The sequence below is a fragment of the Ectobacillus funiculus genome, from assembly GCF_004138295.1.
GTDB lineage: Bacteria > Bacillota > Bacilli > Bacillales > Bacillaceae_G > Ectobacillus > Ectobacillus funiculus.
In genome coordinates this window covers 1-16,418 of sequence record NZ_SCFM01000079.1, presented here as the reverse complement: position 1 = coordinate 16,418, position 16,418 = coordinate 1, and the positions used below count along the sequence as shown (strand labels likewise).

Annotated in this window: 14 protein-coding genes; 10 read left to right on the top strand and 4 right to left on the bottom strand. The window is 41.4% G+C overall.

What is annotated here, in order from left to right:
- The 6 genes from EP737_RS23830 to EP737_RS23805 all read left to right on the top strand — a co-directional run.
- On the top strand, nt 1-495 hold a 495-nt coding region (locus EP737_RS23830; protein WP_484068192.1), incomplete at its 5' end, for an apurinic/apyrimidinic endonuclease family protein.
- A gap of 227 nt (nt 496-722) precedes the next feature.
- The gene (gene xylB / locus EP737_RS23825; protein ID WP_129731696.1) at nt 723-2,222 is read left to right on the top strand and encodes a xylulokinase; all 1,500 of its coding nucleotides are present in this window, start codon (nt 723-725) and stop codon (nt 2,220-2,222) included.
- A gap of 34 nt (nt 2,223-2,256) precedes the next feature.
- A complete protein-coding gene (locus tag EP737_RS23820; protein ID WP_129731694.1) occupies nt 2,257-3,240 on the top strand; it encodes an aldo/keto reductase in 984 nt (327 codons plus the stop codon).
- 17 nt (nt 3,241-3,257) lie between these two features.
- Complete coding sequence (locus EP737_RS23815) at nt 3,258-4,304, top strand: aldose epimerase family protein (RefSeq protein ID WP_129731692.1); 1,047 nt, start codon at nt 3,258-3,260, stop codon at nt 4,302-4,304.
- Nucleotides 4,305-4,429: 125 nt separating this feature from the next.
- The gene (tkt, locus tag EP737_RS23810) at nt 4,430-6,445 is read left to right on the top strand and encodes a transketolase (RefSeq protein WP_129731690.1); all 2,016 of its coding nucleotides are present in this window, start codon (nt 4,430-4,432) and stop codon (nt 6,443-6,445) included.
- Between the two features lie 47 nt (nt 6,446-6,492).
- Nucleotides 6,493-7,335 (top strand): aldo/keto reductase, encoded by an 843-nt coding sequence (locus tag EP737_RS23805; protein ID WP_129731688.1) that lies wholly within the window; start codon nt 6,493-6,495, stop codon nt 7,333-7,335.
- A gap of 81 nt (nt 7,336-7,416) precedes the next feature.
- Here the strand turns inward: EP737_RS23805 and EP737_RS23800 are convergent, their stop codons facing one another.
- Entirely contained in the window at nt 7,417-8,607 is a 1,191-nt protein-coding gene (locus tag EP737_RS23800) for an ornithine--oxo-acid transaminase (protein WP_129731686.1), read from the bottom strand.
- A gap of 158 nt (nt 8,608-8,765) precedes the next feature.
- On the opposite strand from EP737_RS23800, the gene EP737_RS23795 reads away from it, so the two are divergent.
- Nucleotides 8,766-9,146, top strand: coding sequence for a YisL family protein (locus tag EP737_RS23795; protein ID WP_129731702.1), 381 nt, complete (start codon nt 8,766-8,768; stop codon nt 9,144-9,146).
- A gap of 192 nt (nt 9,147-9,338) precedes the next feature.
- Here EP737_RS23795 and EP737_RS23790 read toward each other — a convergent pair whose 3' ends face one another.
- Entirely contained in the window at nt 9,339-9,890 is a 552-nt protein-coding gene (locus EP737_RS23790; protein ID WP_129731684.1) for a DUF2777 family protein, read from the bottom strand.
- 141 nt (nt 9,891-10,031) lie between these two features.
- Between EP737_RS23790 and asnB the strand changes: the two genes are divergently transcribed.
- Entirely contained in the window at nt 10,032-11,879 is a 1,848-nt protein-coding gene (asnB, locus tag EP737_RS23785; protein ID WP_129731700.1) for an asparagine synthase (glutamine-hydrolyzing), read from the top strand.
- A gap of 373 nt (nt 11,880-12,252) precedes the next feature.
- Here asnB and EP737_RS23780 read toward each other — a convergent pair whose 3' ends face one another.
- Both EP737_RS23780 and EP737_RS23775 read right to left on the bottom strand, forming a co-directional pair.
- Nucleotides 12,253-12,615, bottom strand: a complete 363-nt coding sequence (locus tag EP737_RS23780; protein ID WP_129731682.1) for a P-II family nitrogen regulator — start codon at nt 12,613-12,615, stop codon at nt 12,253-12,255.
- Between the two features lie 15 nt (nt 12,616-12,630).
- Complete coding sequence (locus EP737_RS23775; protein WP_129731698.1) at nt 12,631-13,854, bottom strand: ammonium transporter; 1,224 nt, start codon at nt 13,852-13,854, stop codon at nt 12,631-12,633.
- A 422-nt stretch (nt 13,855-14,276) separates the two neighbouring features.
- Here EP737_RS23775 and EP737_RS23770 point away from each other — a divergent pair, with 422 nt between their 5' ends.
- Together EP737_RS23770 and EP737_RS23765 are read left to right on the top strand one after the other, a co-directional pair.
- Nucleotides 14,277-14,663 carry a helix-turn-helix domain-containing protein gene (locus tag EP737_RS23770; protein WP_129731680.1) on the top strand — a complete coding sequence of 129 codons (387 nt, stop codon included), beginning with the start codon at nt 14,277-14,279 and terminating at the stop codon, nt 14,661-14,663.
- Nucleotides 14,664-14,804: 141 nt separating this feature from the next.
- A complete protein-coding gene (locus EP737_RS23765) occupies nt 14,805-16,343 on the top strand; it encodes an alpha-amylase family glycosyl hydrolase (RefSeq protein WP_129731678.1) in 1,539 nt (512 codons plus the stop codon).
- Nucleotides 16,344-16,418 lie beyond the last annotated feature (75 nt).

Sequence of the window (16,418 nt, the reverse complement as noted above, 5' to 3'; positions counted from 1 at the left end):
GAGCTGCGCGTTGCCCGCATTAACGGTATGCTTGGATCTGTAGATGCAAACCAAGGAGATACATTAATCGGCTGGGATACGGATGAATTCCCGACAGACTTGTATTCTACTACATTGGCAATGTATGAAATCTTAAAGAATGGCGGTCTTGGCAAAGGCGGACTCAATTTTGATGCGAAGGTAAGACGCGGCTCCTTCGAACCAGAAGATTTATTCCATGCTCATATTGCCGGAATGGATGCATTTGCAATCGGCTTGAAAGTGGCAAATAAGCTCATTGAGGACAAGGTGTTAGAGGATGTGATTGCTGACAGATACAGCAGCTTCACAGAAGGCATTGGCTTAGAGATTGTAGAAGGCAGAGCGGATTTCCACAAGCTTGAGCAGTATGCATTAAGCCTTGGGGAAATTAAGAACAAATCCAGTCGTCAGGAACGATTAAAAGCAGTGGTAAACCAATATTTATTAGAAACATTATCGACTGTAACTGTATAAAAAAACAGACGATGTGGGAAAAGTGCAAGTGTTCTGTTTAGCTTCGGTAGATAAACATCTCACATACAAATCGTACGATGCGGTGAAGGTTATTTTACTGTAAGGGGCTGCGCTGAACCTGGGCATCTGCGTTTTTATCTTTTGAAAAAAGAAATGCGCTGGAACAGTATGTTATTCCAGCACATTTTTATAATCCAGGATGATCATTAAATAAAAGGGTGATATAGATGAAGTATGTAATTGGGATCGATCTAGGAACGAGTGCAGTTAAAATCTTGCTTATTAATCAAAATGGAGAGGTTTGTCATGAGGTTTCTAAATCTTACCCTCTTATCCAAGAAAAGTCAGGGTATAGTGAACAAAATCCAGAAGAATGGGTAGAAAAAACTGCACAAGGCCTTGCAGAACTCGTTCAGAAATTTCAAGGGAATGTCGATGATATTGAAGGTATCAGTTTTTCCGGACAAATGCACGGGCTTGTGTTACTTGATGAGGAACATCAAGTATTACGAAATACAATTCTTTGGAATGATACGAGAACAACAGAGCAATGCCGGCAAATTAATGAAATTGTCGGAACAGACCGATTACTTGAAATTACAAAAAATCCAGCTCTAGAAGGATTCACTTTGCCAAAGCTACTATGGGTAAAGCAATATGAGCCTGAAGTTTTTGAGAAGGCACATGTATTTATGCTGCCGAAGGATTATTTACGCTATCGTATGACAGGAGAAATTCATAGCGAATATTCTGATGCGGCAGGAACCCTGCTGTTAAATGTAAGTAAGAAAACGTGGAGTACAGAAATTTGTGAGCTTGTTGGCATTAAATCTGAACTTTGCCCGCCGCTCGTAGAGTCCCATCAATTAGTCGGAACAATTACGTCTGATTTCGCGAATTGGACAGGTCTTTCTGAGTCCGTTAAGGTATTTGCCGGCGGTGCAGATAATGCATGCGGAGCGATAGGATCTGGAATCTTATCGGAAGGAAGAACATTATGCAGCATTGGAACCTCAGGGGTTGTTCTTTCCTATGAAGAGCGTAATGATCAAGACTTTCAAGGTAAGGTCCACTATTTCAATCACGGGGAAGAGAACGCATTTTATACAATGGGAGTAACCTTGGCTGCCGGTTACAGCTTAAGCTGGTTTAAGGATACCTTTGCAGAGAAAGAAAAGTTTGAGCAGCTGTTACAGGGGATAGATCAAGTTCCAGTTGGCGCGAACGGTCTGCTGTTTACGCCATATTTAGTTGGTGAACGGACACCGCATGCTGATTCGGTTATTCGCGGAAGCTTTATCGGGATGGATGCATCTCATAAACGTCGTGATTTTGTTCGAGCAGTACTTGAAGGCATTACGTTTTCGCTGAATGAATCAATCGAAATCTTTAGAGAAAATGGCAAAACCATCGATACAATTGTATCAATTGGCGGAGGAGCAAAAAATGAGGCTTGGCTGCAAATACAGGCCGATATTTTTAATGCAAATATTGTGAAGCTTTCAAGTGAGCAGGGACCAGGAATGGGGGCTGCAATGCTTGCAGCGTTTGGATGCGGCTGGTTTTCATCCTTACTGGAATGTGCTGACAAATTCATTGCGCCAGTTAAAACGTATCAGCCAGTTAAGGAGAACGTAGAACAGTATCAAAAATTGTTTGGCATTTATAAACAGGTCTATAAACAAACAAAGGTTCTTAATGAACAGCTGCAGGAGTTCAGAAAATAAACCATTATAATCTTTGAATTAAGGGGAATGGCAGATGAACTATCGGAAGTTGGGGAATACAGGGATTTCAGTAAGCGAAGTCAGCTTTGGAACATGGGCAATTGGAGGTTCTTGGGGAAGAACAAATGATCAAGAATCTTTAAAAGCACTGGATTATGCAATCGGGCAGGGTGTGAATTTTTTCGATACTGCCGATGTATACGGAGACGGACACAGTGAAGAGCTATTAGCTAAAGCTACAAAGGGCAAGGAAGATCAAGTCTATATTGCGACTAAGTTTTGCCGGGCAGGAGATATCCATTCAAAAGAAACCTACTCATATGAAACAGTCCGTTCCTATTGTGAAGCAAGCTTAAAGCGACTCGGCCGTGAAACAATCGATTTATATCAGATCCATTGCCCGCCAATTGAGATTTTACAGAATGGGCAGGTATTTGAGGTATTGGACAAACTGCAGCAGGAAGGGAAAATTCGGCATTACGGTGTGAGTGTGGAAACGGTAGAGGAAGGGCTTCTATGCTTACAAAACCCTAATGTTAAAGCTCTACAAGTAATTTTTAATATGTTCCGTCAAAAACCGATTGAAAAGCTATTTCCAGAGGCAAAGAAAAATGGCGTTGGCATTCTTGTCCGCCTGCCGCTTGCAAGCGGATTATTGACAGGGAAATTTACAAAGGGACATATCTTTGAGGCAGAGGATCATCGTAATTTTAATGAAAACGGGGCAGCTTTTAATGTTGGTGAAACGTTTGCAGGCCTTGGCTTTGCTAAAGGTGTTGAATTATCAGAGCAGCTTGCATGGATTGCAGAAGGAAGGCATTCGATGACAACAGCGGCTTTAAGGTGGATATTGGATCAAGACGAAATTTCGTGTGTGATTCCAGGATTTAAAAATGAACGCCAAATAACAGAAAACCTGAGAGCTATTGAAGAAAAATCCTTTTCACCAGAAGAGCTACAAAGAATTGTTCAGTTTTATGAAGAGAAGGTCAAGGGTGCCATTAGAGGGCCATATTAAAAGTCAGGAGGGATACAGTGGAAGTCCTAAAAGATGTCTTTGGAGAATTAAATGGGCAAGCGATTACATCGTATACGCTCCGAAACGATAGCGGGATGGAATTTACTTGTATTGATTACGGCTGCACCATTACAAGGATTATGGTACCTGATAAAAACGGAGTAAAGGAAAATGTAGTGCTAGGCTACGATACATTGGAAGAGTATCTCAATTATTCCCCGTATTTTGGTTGTATCATTGGCCGGATCAGCGGAAGGATCAAAAACGCAACGTTTACCTTGGATGATGAGACTTTTACATTAGCAAAAAATGAAAATGAAAACCATCTCCATGGGGGAGACAACGGCTTCCACAATGTCATTTGGAGCTCATCCGTAGAAACAAAAGCGGATGAGGCAAATATCGTATTTTCCTATACAAGTCCTGACGGAGAAGAGGGATTTCCAGGGAATCTTAAGCTTCAGGTAACCTATTCCTTAAATAATGAAAATGAAATCGTCATTTCTTATCAGGGTATTTCTGATCAGAAAACAATTGTGAATCTGACAAATCACTCTTACTTCAACCTAAGCGGTAATTTGAAGCGGACCATTTTAGCGCATGAGCTGACGCTAAAAAGCGATGGTTTTTTAGAGCTTGATCCTTCTTTTATACCAACGGGTAAAGTCTTATCTGTGGAGGATACAGTATTTGATTTTAGAAAGGGTCTGCAGATTGTGCAAGGAGTCAATTCTGAACATCCGCAAATAAAACTTGTTGGCGGGGGATATGACCATCCCTTTTTATTAAATGCAAATCATGAGCAGGAGATCACATTGGTTGACTATGAAAGCGGCAGGAAGCTTGAAATTGAGACAGATGAACCGTGTGTTGTTCTTTATACAGGAAACTCCTTAGAAGAGGGTTTTACAATAGGAGGAGTACCATCCGAGAAGCATTTAGGTTTATGTCTGGAAACGCAGCTGCCGCCTAATATGATAAATAATCCAAATTTTCCTTCTGCAGTACTTGAGGCAAATGAGGTTTATTCAACTAAGACAAAATATGCTTTTAAGTTGATTTAATTAGTAAGGTTATTTACAAAAGAGCAGGGTTCAATTGCCCTGCTAACTTATGGATTATAAAATACAGAGATTTATAGATAGCGGAAATTGAATACAAACATATAGTGTCTGAAGGGAGAATTATAGTGAGTAATGTAGCGAATCTTGAAGCAGTAGAAACACTAGCTATAAATACAATACGTACTTTATCTATCGATGCGGTAGAAAAAGCAAAATCTGGCCATCCAGGTATGCCGATGGGAACAGCGCCAATGGGGCATGTGTTATGGTCAAAAGTTATGAATCACAATCCGGCCAATCCATCTTGGTTTAATCGAGATCGTTTCGTATTATCTGCGGGTCACGGTTCCATGCTGCTATACAGCTTATTGCATTTAGGTGGATATGATGTGTCTCTAGAAGACTTGAAACAGTTTAGACAATGGGGAAGCAAAACGCCGGGACATCCTGAATACGGACATACTCCTGGTGTTGATGCAACGACAGGTCCTCTTGGACAAGGGGTAGCCATGGGAGTAGGAATGGCTATGGCAGAAGCACATCTCGCAGCTGTATACAATCAAGAAAACTTCCCGATTGTCGATCACTATACATATGTGATTTGTGGAGATGGGGATTTAATGGAAGGCGTGTCCGCAGAGGCTGCATCTCTTGCGGGACACTTACAATTAGGCAAGCTGATTATGATGTACGATTCAAATAATATTACACTTGATGGTGAAGCCCACCTATCATTCTCAGAAGATGTAGGGAAGCGGTTTGAGGCGTACGGATGGCAGGTGCTTCAAGTAAATAGTCAAAATGACTTACATGCAATTGAGCGTGCATTGGTCGAAGCAAAGAATGAGCTAACAAAGCCAACCTTAATTGAAGTGAAAACAACCTTAGGATATGGAAGTCCGAACAAAGGCGGCAAGGGCGGACATCAAGGTACGCATGGTTCTCCTCTTGGTGCAGAAGAAGTGAAACTGACCAAAGAATTTTATCAATGGCCGCAAGAAGACTTTTATATTCCAGAGGAAGTAAAAGCGTACTATCAAGAAGTAAAAGAAAAGGGGATCCAATCCAACCAGCAATGGGAACAGCTATTGGAGCAGTACAAGCAAGAATATCCAGAGCTTGCAGCCCGTTTAGAGCAGGATATACAAGGGGAATTACCTTCCGCATGGGAAGAGAATGTGCCGAGTTATGAGCTGGGAACAGCAATTTCCACACGTGTTGCTTCTGGACAAGTATTAAATGCATTGGCGAAGCAAGTGCCAAGCATAGTAGGAGGGTCTGCAGATTTAGAGTCTTCTACAATGACTCACTTACATGGAGAAGGAAGATTTGCTCCTGGTCAGTATGGAGAGCGAAATGTGTACTTCGGAGTCCGAGAATTTGCGATGGGAGCTATCGTAAATGGTATGTCCTTACATGGTGCTATTAAGCCATTTGGTTCTACATTCTTTGTTTTCTCTGATTATCTTCGTCCAGCAATTCGACTAGCAGCACTCATGAATTTACCGGTAACATATGTGTTTACACATGACAGTATTTATGTAGGGGAAGATGGCCCAACCCATGAGCCAATTGAGCAGCTAGCGGCATTACGGGTTATACCAAATGTGAAAGTCCTGCGCCCAGCTGATGCAAATGAAACAGCTGCTGCATGGAAGTATGCTGTGAAGAATCAAGAAGGACCGGTTGTCCTAGTATTAAGCCGTCAAAATATACCTGTTGTGATTGAAAATGAAAAAGCATGCGCAAATGTTGAAAAGGGAGCATATGTAGTTGCGGGAGCTGAACAGGATCTTCCTCAGGTGCAGTTAATTGCAACTGGTTCTGAAGTAGCGCTGGCAATAGGTGTGAAGGATGCATTGGCAAAAGAGGGGATTAGGGCTCGCGTTGTAAGTATGCCATCATGGGAATTGTTTGAGCAACAATCGGTTTCTTATCAACAGTCTATTCTTCAGCCAGATATTAAGCTGAATGTAGCTATAGAATTAGGTTCGCCTCAAGGATGGGCACATTTTGTGGGACGAGAAGGATTGATTATCGGCATTTCTACGTTCGGGGCATCAGCTCCGGGAGATCGTATTGCAAAGGAATATGGATTTACAGTAGAGAATATTGTAAAGCAGATTCAATCTAGGTTATAAGGTTATGTCTTTCAAAGAGTGTTCTATTCAAGCTAGGAGGAAGAGGGATGCTGAAAACTTTACAGGATGCAACAACACTGCATAATGGTGTAGCAATGCCATGGTTTGGATTAGGAGTCTTTAAAGTAGAAGATGGATCAGAAGTCATCGAAGCCGTCAAGACAGCGATTCAAAATGGATATCGAAGCATTGATACAGCCGCTTTGTATGGGAATGAAGAGGGTGTAGGACAAGCTATTAAGGAGTCAGGTGTTCCACGACAAGAGTTATTTATTACTACGAAAGTATGGAACTCAGACCAAGGATATGATTCTACGCTTCAAGCATTTGAAACAAGCATAAATAAACTCGGTCTTGATTATTTGGATTTATATTTAATCCACTGGCCAGGGAAAGACAAATATAAAGAGACTTGGAAGGCGCTTGAAAAACTATACAAAGATGGACGAGTGCGTGCAATAGGCGTAAGCAACTTCAAGATTCATCACTTAGAAGACTTAATGAGCAGTGCAGAAATAAAGCCGATGGTCAATCAGGTAGAATACCATCCTCACTTAACACAAAAGGAACTTCTTGCCTTTTGTCAAAGGGAGGGCATTCAACTAGAAGCATGGTCACCATTAAAACAAGGTCAATTATTAAGTGACCCAATTATTAATAAATTAGCAGAAAAATATGGAAAATCATCTGCGCAGATTATCCTGCGCTGGGATTTGCAAAATAAAGTTGTTACGATTCCTAAATCCATTAAAGAGCAACGAATTATTGAAAATGCAAACATTTTTGATTTTGAATTATCTGCAGAAGATATGGAAGAAATCGATGGATTAAACAAGGATGAGCGTGTAGGTCCCGACCCAGATACCTTTGAACGTGATTTTAACAGCTAAAAACGCAGATATGTGTAGGTGTTAAGAGCAATTCTTAACACCTACTGTTTATGCAAGATAAATTCTGATATGTCTTTGATTTTAAGACAGAACCGCTTGTATTCTTGTAAAGGCCCAATCCAATTCTTCCTCTGAAATAATAAGCGGCGGGGCAATGCGAATTACGTTTTCATGTGTTTCCTTGCAAAGTATGCCTTCCTTCTTTAAATGCTCACAATACGGACGTGCTGATTCATGAAGCTCAATGCCGATAAATAAGCCTTTGCCGCGAACCTCTTTTATTATCGGATTTTGGATGGTTTGTAATCTGGTCAGAAGTTTTTCACCGAGATGCAGTGAGCGCTCTGCAAGCTTTTCTTGAATAATCACGTCAAGCGCTGCAATAGATACAGCGCAGGCAAGAGGATTTCCGCCAAATGTTGAACCGTGCGATCCAGGATTGAATACGCTGAGGATGTCACGGTTTGCTGCTACGCATGATATAGGGAATACGCCACCGCCTAATGCTTTTCCAAGGATATACATATGTGGGACTACATTTTCCCAATCACATGCAAACATTTTTCCGGTGCGCCCGAGTCCTGTTTGAATTTCGTCTGCGATAAATAACACATTTTGCTTCTGACAAATAGCAAATGCTTGTTTCAGAAAACCATCCGGTGGAATGACAATACCCGCTTCGCCTTGAATCGGTTCAAGAATAAGAGCAGCTGTATTTTTGGTAATCGTTCTCCTTAGTGCATCGATATCACCATATGGAATCACTATAATGCCCGGCAGCATAGGACCGAAGCCCTGCTTGTAGTCAGGGTTAGAGGACATAGATACGGCTGTCATCGTTCTACCATGGAAGTTGTCCGTACAGACGATGATTTCTGCTTTGTTCGCTTCCACTTGCTTTACATCATACGCCCATCGGCGAGCTGCCTTTACAGCCGTTTCGACTGCTTCAGCTCCTGTGTTCATTGGCAATATCATTTCCTTATTTGTTATCTTCGCGACCCTTTCATACCATGCTCCAAGCTGGTCGTTATGAAAGGCACGCGAAGTGAGCGTAACACGGCTCGCTTGATGGATGAGCGCTTCAATAATACGCGGATGGCGATGACCTTGATTAACAGCAGAGTAGGCGCTTAGCATATCCAGATAACGATTTCCTTCAGGATCCTCTACCCATACGCCTTCTGCCTTTGAAATAACAATTGGCAGCGGGTGATAGTTATGTGCTCCGTATGTTTCTGTTAACTTAATTAACTTTTCTGTTTCTCTCATACTCCGTTCCCCCCATTTTGCCTTAGGCGAAAATTCAGAATGATTTACATATTATAACATTCATTGGCGAAAACCGAATTATTTCTCTAATCCTGTTAAAACATGATATGATAGAAGATAGGAAAAATTGAGGAAAAAAGGAGAGATTTTTTGCTATGATGACAGATCATACTACAGATCTTCACATTACAGCATGGGTGCTTGGTATTATTTTGTTCTTTGTTGCCTCTGCGATGTACCGCAACCGTAACTCAAAGGCAAAAATGATACATATGATTGTTCGGCTTTTGTATATCGTCATTGTGATTACCGGATTCTTGTTGTATCAAGGAATTATGTCGTCACCGACAACTCCGCATATGCAGTATGGCATTAAAATGTTGGCGGGTATTTGGGTTATCGTTGCGATGGAAATGATATTGGTTCGTACAAACAAAGGAAAAAGCACGAATGCTGGCTGGATTCAGTTTGTAATCGCCTTTTTAGTTGTTTTATATTTAGGGTTACGATTGCCGTTTGGTTTTCACCCATTCGCATAATAAAAAAGAAGAGGATGCAGGCATCCTCTTCTTTTTTATAAGAAAGTATAACTTTTCAGAGTGATGTCTAGCTCCCAAGGCCCAAAATGGTAGACTCTGGGCTGAACCTCCGCAAAAGGAAAAAAACGCCTTTTACTCCGGCCCACCCCTACGCTGCCATAAAAGGCGGGCCTTGTCCGCTTTTCTTATTTATCAACAATCCGCTTTATACATTTGTCCATCTGCCCTTGTGAATTCAAATATATCCTTGCTCATCTCTCCGTCGCGAATGTAGCGATGATGCAGCGAACAAACGTAGTCTCCATTATCGTATACAATAAAGTTCACACCTTGCCTTGGTGCTGAGGCTGGTTGAAAGAATAAAATATTATGACAGTAAATACAGTCATACAGGGAATAATCAAATCGCCCTAACGCTTTTGTGAGAGTGGAGAAAGAGGAGTCTGACAGCTCTTTTAGCCACTCCTCATAGCCTGTTTGCAGTTTTTTGCGAATACGGACCGTTTCTCCACTTTCGAGTGGATGCGGTTCGTTTTCAATTTTAAGTGTATCATTTTCATAAAATCGCGCTGGAAGCCAATGATTGTTGTATAGTATTTCAAAATCATCTTCTACAATTTCCCATAAAAGAGAAGCTTCGTCGCTTTCTTCATCAAAAAATATCCACTCTTCATTAATACATTCAATATTTCCAACCGTATAGGAGCGCGGTTGGTTTCGCATAATGTGATAGCGGTGTTTCATGAAAATCCTCCTTGTTGAGTGTCTGTCATTGTTATAGACAGTTCCTGCGTCATTTATAACAAGGCGATGCACCTAACTGTCAAAATAGGCATACAATGAACCAAATTGCTGTTGAATTCTCAGAAGGAAAGGATGAGCGCAATGTGTGGAATTACGGGATGGACTGATTTTTCTCGTTCTCTTCTTACGGAAAGGGAAACGGTTGGGAAAATGGCGGAAACACTCTCAAAGCGCGGACCTGATGATACGAATGTATGGACGGCGACGCATACAGCCTTTGGACATAAGCGTCTTGTAGTTGTAGACCCAGAGGGCGGCAAGCAGCCAATGACAAGAGTAAAGGGAGAAAATCTATATACGATTTGTTATAACGGTGAGCTGTATAATACAGAGGATTTGCGTAAGGAGCTGCTGCAAAAGGGATATACATTCGAAGGGCATTCTGATACAGAAGTGCTGTTAACATGCTATATCGAATGGAAAGAGAAATGCGTGGAGTACTTAAATGGAATTTTTGCATTTGCCGTATGGGATGCGGTAGAAGAAAAGCTATTCATTGCCCGTGACCGTTTAGGTGTTAAGCCATTATTTTATAAACAGGATAGCGCTCGCCTATTGTTTGGATCTGAGCTAAAAGCAATTCTGGCTCATCCTGAGGTGAAGGTGGAAATAACGCATGAGGGCTTGGCTGAGGTATTCGGGCTCGGTCCATCACGTTCCCCAGGTCATGGTGTATTTGCGGGTGTGAATGAATTGCGTCCGGCGCATGCTTTGACATTTACAAAAAATGGTTTGAAAATTTGGCGTTATTGGAATGTCAAGAGTGCAGAGCATACTGATAACTTTGATGAAACGGTAGGAAAAGTGCGCTTTCTGCTTGAGGATGCGATTACGCGTCAGCTTGTATCTGATGTGCCGCTATGTACATTTTTATCAGGCGGTGTGGATTCGAGTGCCATTACAGCTTTTGCGGCAATGGCGTATGATCGTGAAGGGAAGGGAAACTTGCATACCTATTCCATTGATTATGAAGATAATGATAAATATTTTCAGGCAAATGCTTTTCAGCCGAATTCCGATGAGCATTGGATCCGTTTAATGTCTGAAACCTTCAGCACAACGCATCACCGCTGTGTTATTTCAAACGAAAAGCTGGCTGAGCATTTAACAGAAGCTGTTATTGTAAGAGATCTACCGGGTATGGCTGATGTCGATTCCTCCTTATTATGGTTTTGTCGCGAAATTAAACAAAACTTTGTTGTGAGCTTGTCTGGGGAATGTGCTGACGAAATTTTTGGCGGTTATCCATGGTTTTATCGAACTGATGACTTACAATCCAGCAACTTCCCATGGATGCGTTCAACAGAACTGCGGGAGCAGCTGCTAAAGCAGTCGTGGCGCGAGAAGCTCCGTTTGAGGGAATATGTACAGCAGCGTTACGATGAAACAGTACGAGAGACGCCAGAGCTTCATGGAGAGAGTGAGCTAGAGGCGCAGCGCAGACAGTTATTTTACTTAAATATGATTTGGTTTATGACAACGCTGCTGGATCGGAAGGATCGGATGAGCATGGGGGCGAGCTTAGAGGTGCGCGTGCCATTTGCCGATCACCGTCTTGTGGAGTACGTTTGGAACATTCCGTGGGAAATGAAAATGCATGATAACCGTGAAAAAGGATTGCTCCGAAAGGCACTGGAAGGAGTGCTTCCAGAGGACGTCCTGTATCGTAAAAAAAGTCCATACCCAAAAACGCATAATCCGTATTATACAAAGGCTGTAACAACATGGCTGTCTAGTATTTTACAGGATAAAGGGTCGATGTTGCATGAATTTTTTAATCGCGACCAGCTTGATGAGCTCATTGCAACAGAAGGAAAGGCATTTACTACGCCATGGTTTGGCCAGCTCATGACAGGACCGCAGCTATTGGCGCATCTTGCACAAATTCATGTTTGGTTTGAGCATTATAATATTAATATTAAAGACTAAGACAGCGTGATCCGCTGTCTTTTTCGTTACAACACCGTTTTGGGGAATAATTGAAATAATGTGGATGGATACGGTGCAAGCAAAATATGAAACATGTGAGGAATTGTTACATTACTAGCTATCGTGTAGCGAGTACGGTCGGTTTAATACAGTTGCCGGTGCTGGCATTAAAGCAAACGATTTGAATCCTAATGAAAGGTCAGGATAGGAGCTATATTTTCTTATCTTGTAAAGAAAACTCGCTGACTGGCGTAGCCCTACTTATATTGTATTCCTAAAATTTCTAACTACGTCGAATTGTCTTCCAGCTAGAAATTTATACTTTTTTAAAAGCGAAATAAAAGAAGCTGCGGATCCCGCAGCTTCTCTTAACTTATTTCTCATTTTGCAATGCATCATAGCCTTCTTCACCTGTACGAATTTTAATCGCATTGGATAGCTCATATACGAAAATTTTACCATCGCCAGCTTTCCCAGTTCTTAGCACACGCTGTGCTGTATCAATTACATCCTGAACGGGCACTTTTGCGACTACAATTTCAATTTTAATGCGCTCATGCATATTAAATGTGCGTCTTACGCCTCGATATACTTCTGTAAATCCTTTTTGCAGACCGCATCCTAATACGTTACTAACGGTTAGACCACTTACTCCAATTTTAGATAATTGGTCTTTTAATTCATCGAACTTCTCCGGGCGTGTAATAATCTCGATTTTCGTTAATTTTTGGCTCATATGCGCATTCTCCCCTTATAAACTCTCGTGATAAGCTTTTTCACCGTGCATCGTAATGTCAAGACCAAGTGACTCTTCTTCGTCATTAGCACGTACTTTCATAAACAGTCCGATTACTTTCACGATTAAGAAGGTAGCAATTGCAGCAAAGGCATAAGTTGCACAAATTGCGATAAGCTGTTTCCCTAATAAAGCAGCCCCACCGTAGAATAATCCGTTTGCGCCAGCTTCATTTACAGATGTTGTTGCAAATAATCCAGTAGCAATTCCGCCCCATGTTCCGCCGATACCGTGGCAGCCGAATGCATCAAGCGCATCGTCATAGCCAAGCTTGCGCTTTAGGAAGAATACTGCAAAGTAGCAAATTGCTCCACCAAGTAATCCAATTACAAGAGAAGCTAGAGGAGTTACAAATCCACAAGCTGGTGTAATAGCAACAAGACCAGAGACAGCACCGCTTACCGCGCCAAGGACAGTTGGCTTCTTACTAATGATCCATTCGCATACAACCCAACCGATAGCAGCCATTGCCGTTGCGGTATTTGTGTTAATAAATGCTGTTAATGCAACATCATTTAGAGTTAAAGCACTGCCGACGTTAAAGCCGAACCAGCCGAACCATAATAATCCTGCTCCTAACACTGTGAATGGTAAATGGTGAGGAGCCACTGAAGCCGCATCTTTTCTTTTTCCAAGAACAATAGCAAGAACAAGACCAGATACACCGGATGTAATGTGAACAACGTTTCCTCCTGCGAAATCAAGTGCGCCAAGCTCTCTTAACCATCCGCCTACACCCCATACCCAGTGAGCAACCGGATCATACACGAAAGTCGTCCAAACAAGCATGAAAACAATGAATGCAGAAAATCTCATACGCTCCGCGAATGCTCCGGAAATTAATGCTGGTGTAAGGATTGCGAACATCATTTGGAACATCATAAATAAGTTGTGAGGAACTGTTGCGCTGTAGTCAGCGTTTGGTTTAAAGGTAACGCCTTTTAGACCAACCCAATCCAGACTGCCGATTAATCCATGCCAACTTGGGCCGAAAGCTAGTGAATAACCGATTAAAATCCATTGAACAGATACAATTGCCATCGCTGAGTAGCTATGCATTGTTGTGCTAAGCACGTTCTTGCTTCGTACCATTCCTCCATAAAACAGCGCAAGTGCTGGTGTCATTAGCATGACCATTACTGTGGCTAGAAACAGAAATACTGTATCCCCCATGTTGATTCCTTCCATCTGTAATTCCCCCATTTCATGAATTTGTAACGATAAAGTTTCTGACTGTAGAGGAACAATCCCTAATGTCAGTTTTTATTACAATGTATGTTATGTTTTATACTATATTCAATTTTTCGGGAAATGGCAAGAGGAAATCTAATAAAAAATTCAAACAATTTTGAGGTTTATGTAAGCTTTCATATTTTGTTGTAATAAAATCTAACATGTTAGCGGTTTCATTATGGAGCGTATGACGATAAGGGTCTGTATTTGTTTGATTGATTAGCTGTAAAAATAACATGTGAACGATATTAAGTGTGCCAAAGGAGATTTATAATAGAGAGTATACATTGAGAAAAGCTTATTGGATGATGTGATGAATAGGATAACATTTCAGATTCCTCCATTTCCTGTTTTCATTAAGGCAGGAAATGAAGGATGCTATTTCTATTGAAGAGAAGCTCAAGCAGCCGCTTCATTTTTATCAGGTACTTATTTTTCTTCAAAAGGAGGCGTTTGCAATACCGGGTGCAGCAGAAAAAGTTTGCGAGCAAGCGGTAGCATATATCCAGCGCTATTATAATCGGCAGCTTAAGATGACCGATATTGTGCAAGAGCTGCATTATCACGCAGATTATTTAACACACTGTATGCAAAAAACAAAGCAGCTTCTGGCAGCAACAACGGAAAAGATCAAAACAATTTCCCAGCAAGTAGGCATTCAAGATGAGATGTACTTTTCCAGATTGTTTCGTAAACAAGAAGGAATTAGCCCTCAGGAATATCGAAGGATGATGCAACGGGATATTGTAAGGTAGGCGAATAAGAGATTGACAAAGTACGCAGAGAATTTTGTGCGGATTATGTCTGTAATTGGTATACTATTCTTATCATTGTAAAATATTCCATTCTCGGTCTAACGGCTGAAGAATAAGAGTAGTGAGGGGGAGGGGGCGGAGATGAGCAAACAGGTGATCGCAACACTAGTGCTAATCCCGTTTCTTCTTTTTTATGGGCTGTTTTTTTCTTGTGTGCAAGCAGCTGGTGAAAAAGAAGAGAGAAGCTGGCAAGATGAAGCGATTTATTTTATGATGGTTGACAGATTCAACAATGGGGATTCAAAAAATGATAAGGATGTAAACACAACAGATTTACAAGCTTACAATGGAGGGGACTTAAAGGGGATTACCAAGCGGCTTGATTATATCCAAGATATGGGCTTTACTGCCATTTTGCTTACTCCTGTTGTTGATAATGAGGAAGATGGATATCACGGCTATTGGACAAAGGATTTTTACAAGGTAGAAGAGCATTTTGGCTCCATGGCGGATATGAAGGAACTTGTCAAAGAAGCCCATAAGCGTGATATGAAGGTAATTCTTGATTTTGTTGCCGGTTATACTGGAAGCAAGAATCCTTGGCTCCTTGATAAGCAAAAACAAGGGTGGTATCAGCAAGAGCAGAGGGAGAATGAGCAAATACAAATAATAGAAGAAAATCCACTAGCTGGACTGCCACATTTGAATTTCGAAAATGAAGAGGTGCGAAAGTTTCTCATTAATAATGCGAAATGGTGGGTTCAGCAAACAGATATCGACGGTTTTCGTTTGGAAGATATGCAATCTGTCCCGAAGGACTTTTGGGGTGAGTTCGTTCGCGGAGTAAAAGCAGTAAAGCAAGACTTTTTCTTTATTGGCGATGTATCTGCTGTGGATACAAGCAGCGTAGCGGAATATCAGAACATGGGGATAGATAGCTTTTTGAACATTTCATCCTATAAGCACATGACGAAGGTGTTCAGTCAAACGGGCCAATCTCCGAATGAATTATACAAAGATTGGAAGAGTGGCCAAGTGGTATATCCAAACCCATACCTACTTGGAAATTTCCTTGATAATCAAAATACAAAACGGTTTACGCGTGTGGCTTTGGAAGAAAAGCAATATCCGCCAACACGTCTGCGTTTAGCGTTGGCTTATCTGTTTACATCACCAGGCATTCCTATTATGTACTATGGAACAGAAATTGCACTAGATGGCGGGGATCCTCCTGATAATCGCCGTTTGATGGATTTTAAAACTGATGCTGATTTTTTAAAATATATTAGTAAATTAGGTGAATTGCGTAAGCAGCTCCCGTCGCTGCGTCGCGGTACATTTGAAATGGTGTATGACAAGGGTGGCATGAGTGTATTCAAGCGAACGTATCAAGAGGAAACGACCATCATTGCTTTGAATAATACGAAAAAGACGCAAAAGGTCCACCTTACACGAGAACAGCTAGATACGAATAAGGAACTGCATGGATTAATGGAGGAAGATATCATTCGCCCGGCGAAGGATGGCTACTATCTTGTATTGGATCGCGAAACGGCAAATGTGTATGCGCTTGCGGAGAAAACAGGACTGAATATTCCGTTTATCTCTGTGCTGGTTGGCATAAATGTGTTGTTTGTGATATTTCTCATCCTTGTAAGAAGGAGAAGAAAGAAGTCCTAGCATCAAAATGGTATAGGTAAAAAGTACTGCTTTTCTTATAGAAAGGGACAAGAAGTTGTTAATATTAATGGTATA

Bases quoted from the DNA above. Each gene is read 5' to 3' on its own strand.
- EP737_RS23790 (WP_129731684.1), bottom strand. From the start codon at position 9,890: ATGAAACACCGCTATCACATTATGCGAAACCAACCGCGCTCCTATACG.
- EP737_RS23800 (WP_129731686.1), bottom strand. From the start codon at position 8,607: ATGAGAGAAACAGAAAAGTTAATTAAGTTAACAGAAACATACGGAGCA.
- EP737_RS23820 (WP_129731694.1), top strand. From the start codon at position 2,257: ATGAACTATCGGAAGTTGGGGAATACAGGGATTTCAGTAAGCGAAGTC.
- EP737_RS23805 (WP_129731688.1), top strand. From the start codon at position 6,493: ATGCTGAAAACTTTACAGGATGCAACAACACTGCATAATGGTGTAGCA.
- xylB (WP_129731696.1), top strand. From the start codon at position 723: ATGAAGTATGTAATTGGGATCGATCTAGGAACGAGTGCAGTTAAAATC.
- EP737_RS23765 (WP_129731678.1), top strand. From the start codon at position 14,805: ATGAGCAAACAGGTGATCGCAACACTAGTGCTAATCCCGTTTCTTCTT.
- EP737_RS23780 (WP_129731682.1), bottom strand. From the start codon at position 12,615: ATGAGCCAAAAATTAACGAAAATCGAGATTATTACACGCCCGGAGAAG.
- asnB (WP_129731700.1), top strand. From the start codon at position 10,032: ATGTGTGGAATTACGGGATGGACTGATTTTTCTCGTTCTCTTCTTACG.
- EP737_RS23795 (WP_129731702.1), top strand. From the start codon at position 8,766: ATGACAGATCATACTACAGATCTTCACATTACAGCATGGGTGCTTGGT.
- EP737_RS23770 (WP_129731680.1), top strand. From the start codon at position 14,277: ATGAAGGATGCTATTTCTATTGAAGAGAAGCTCAAGCAGCCGCTTCAT.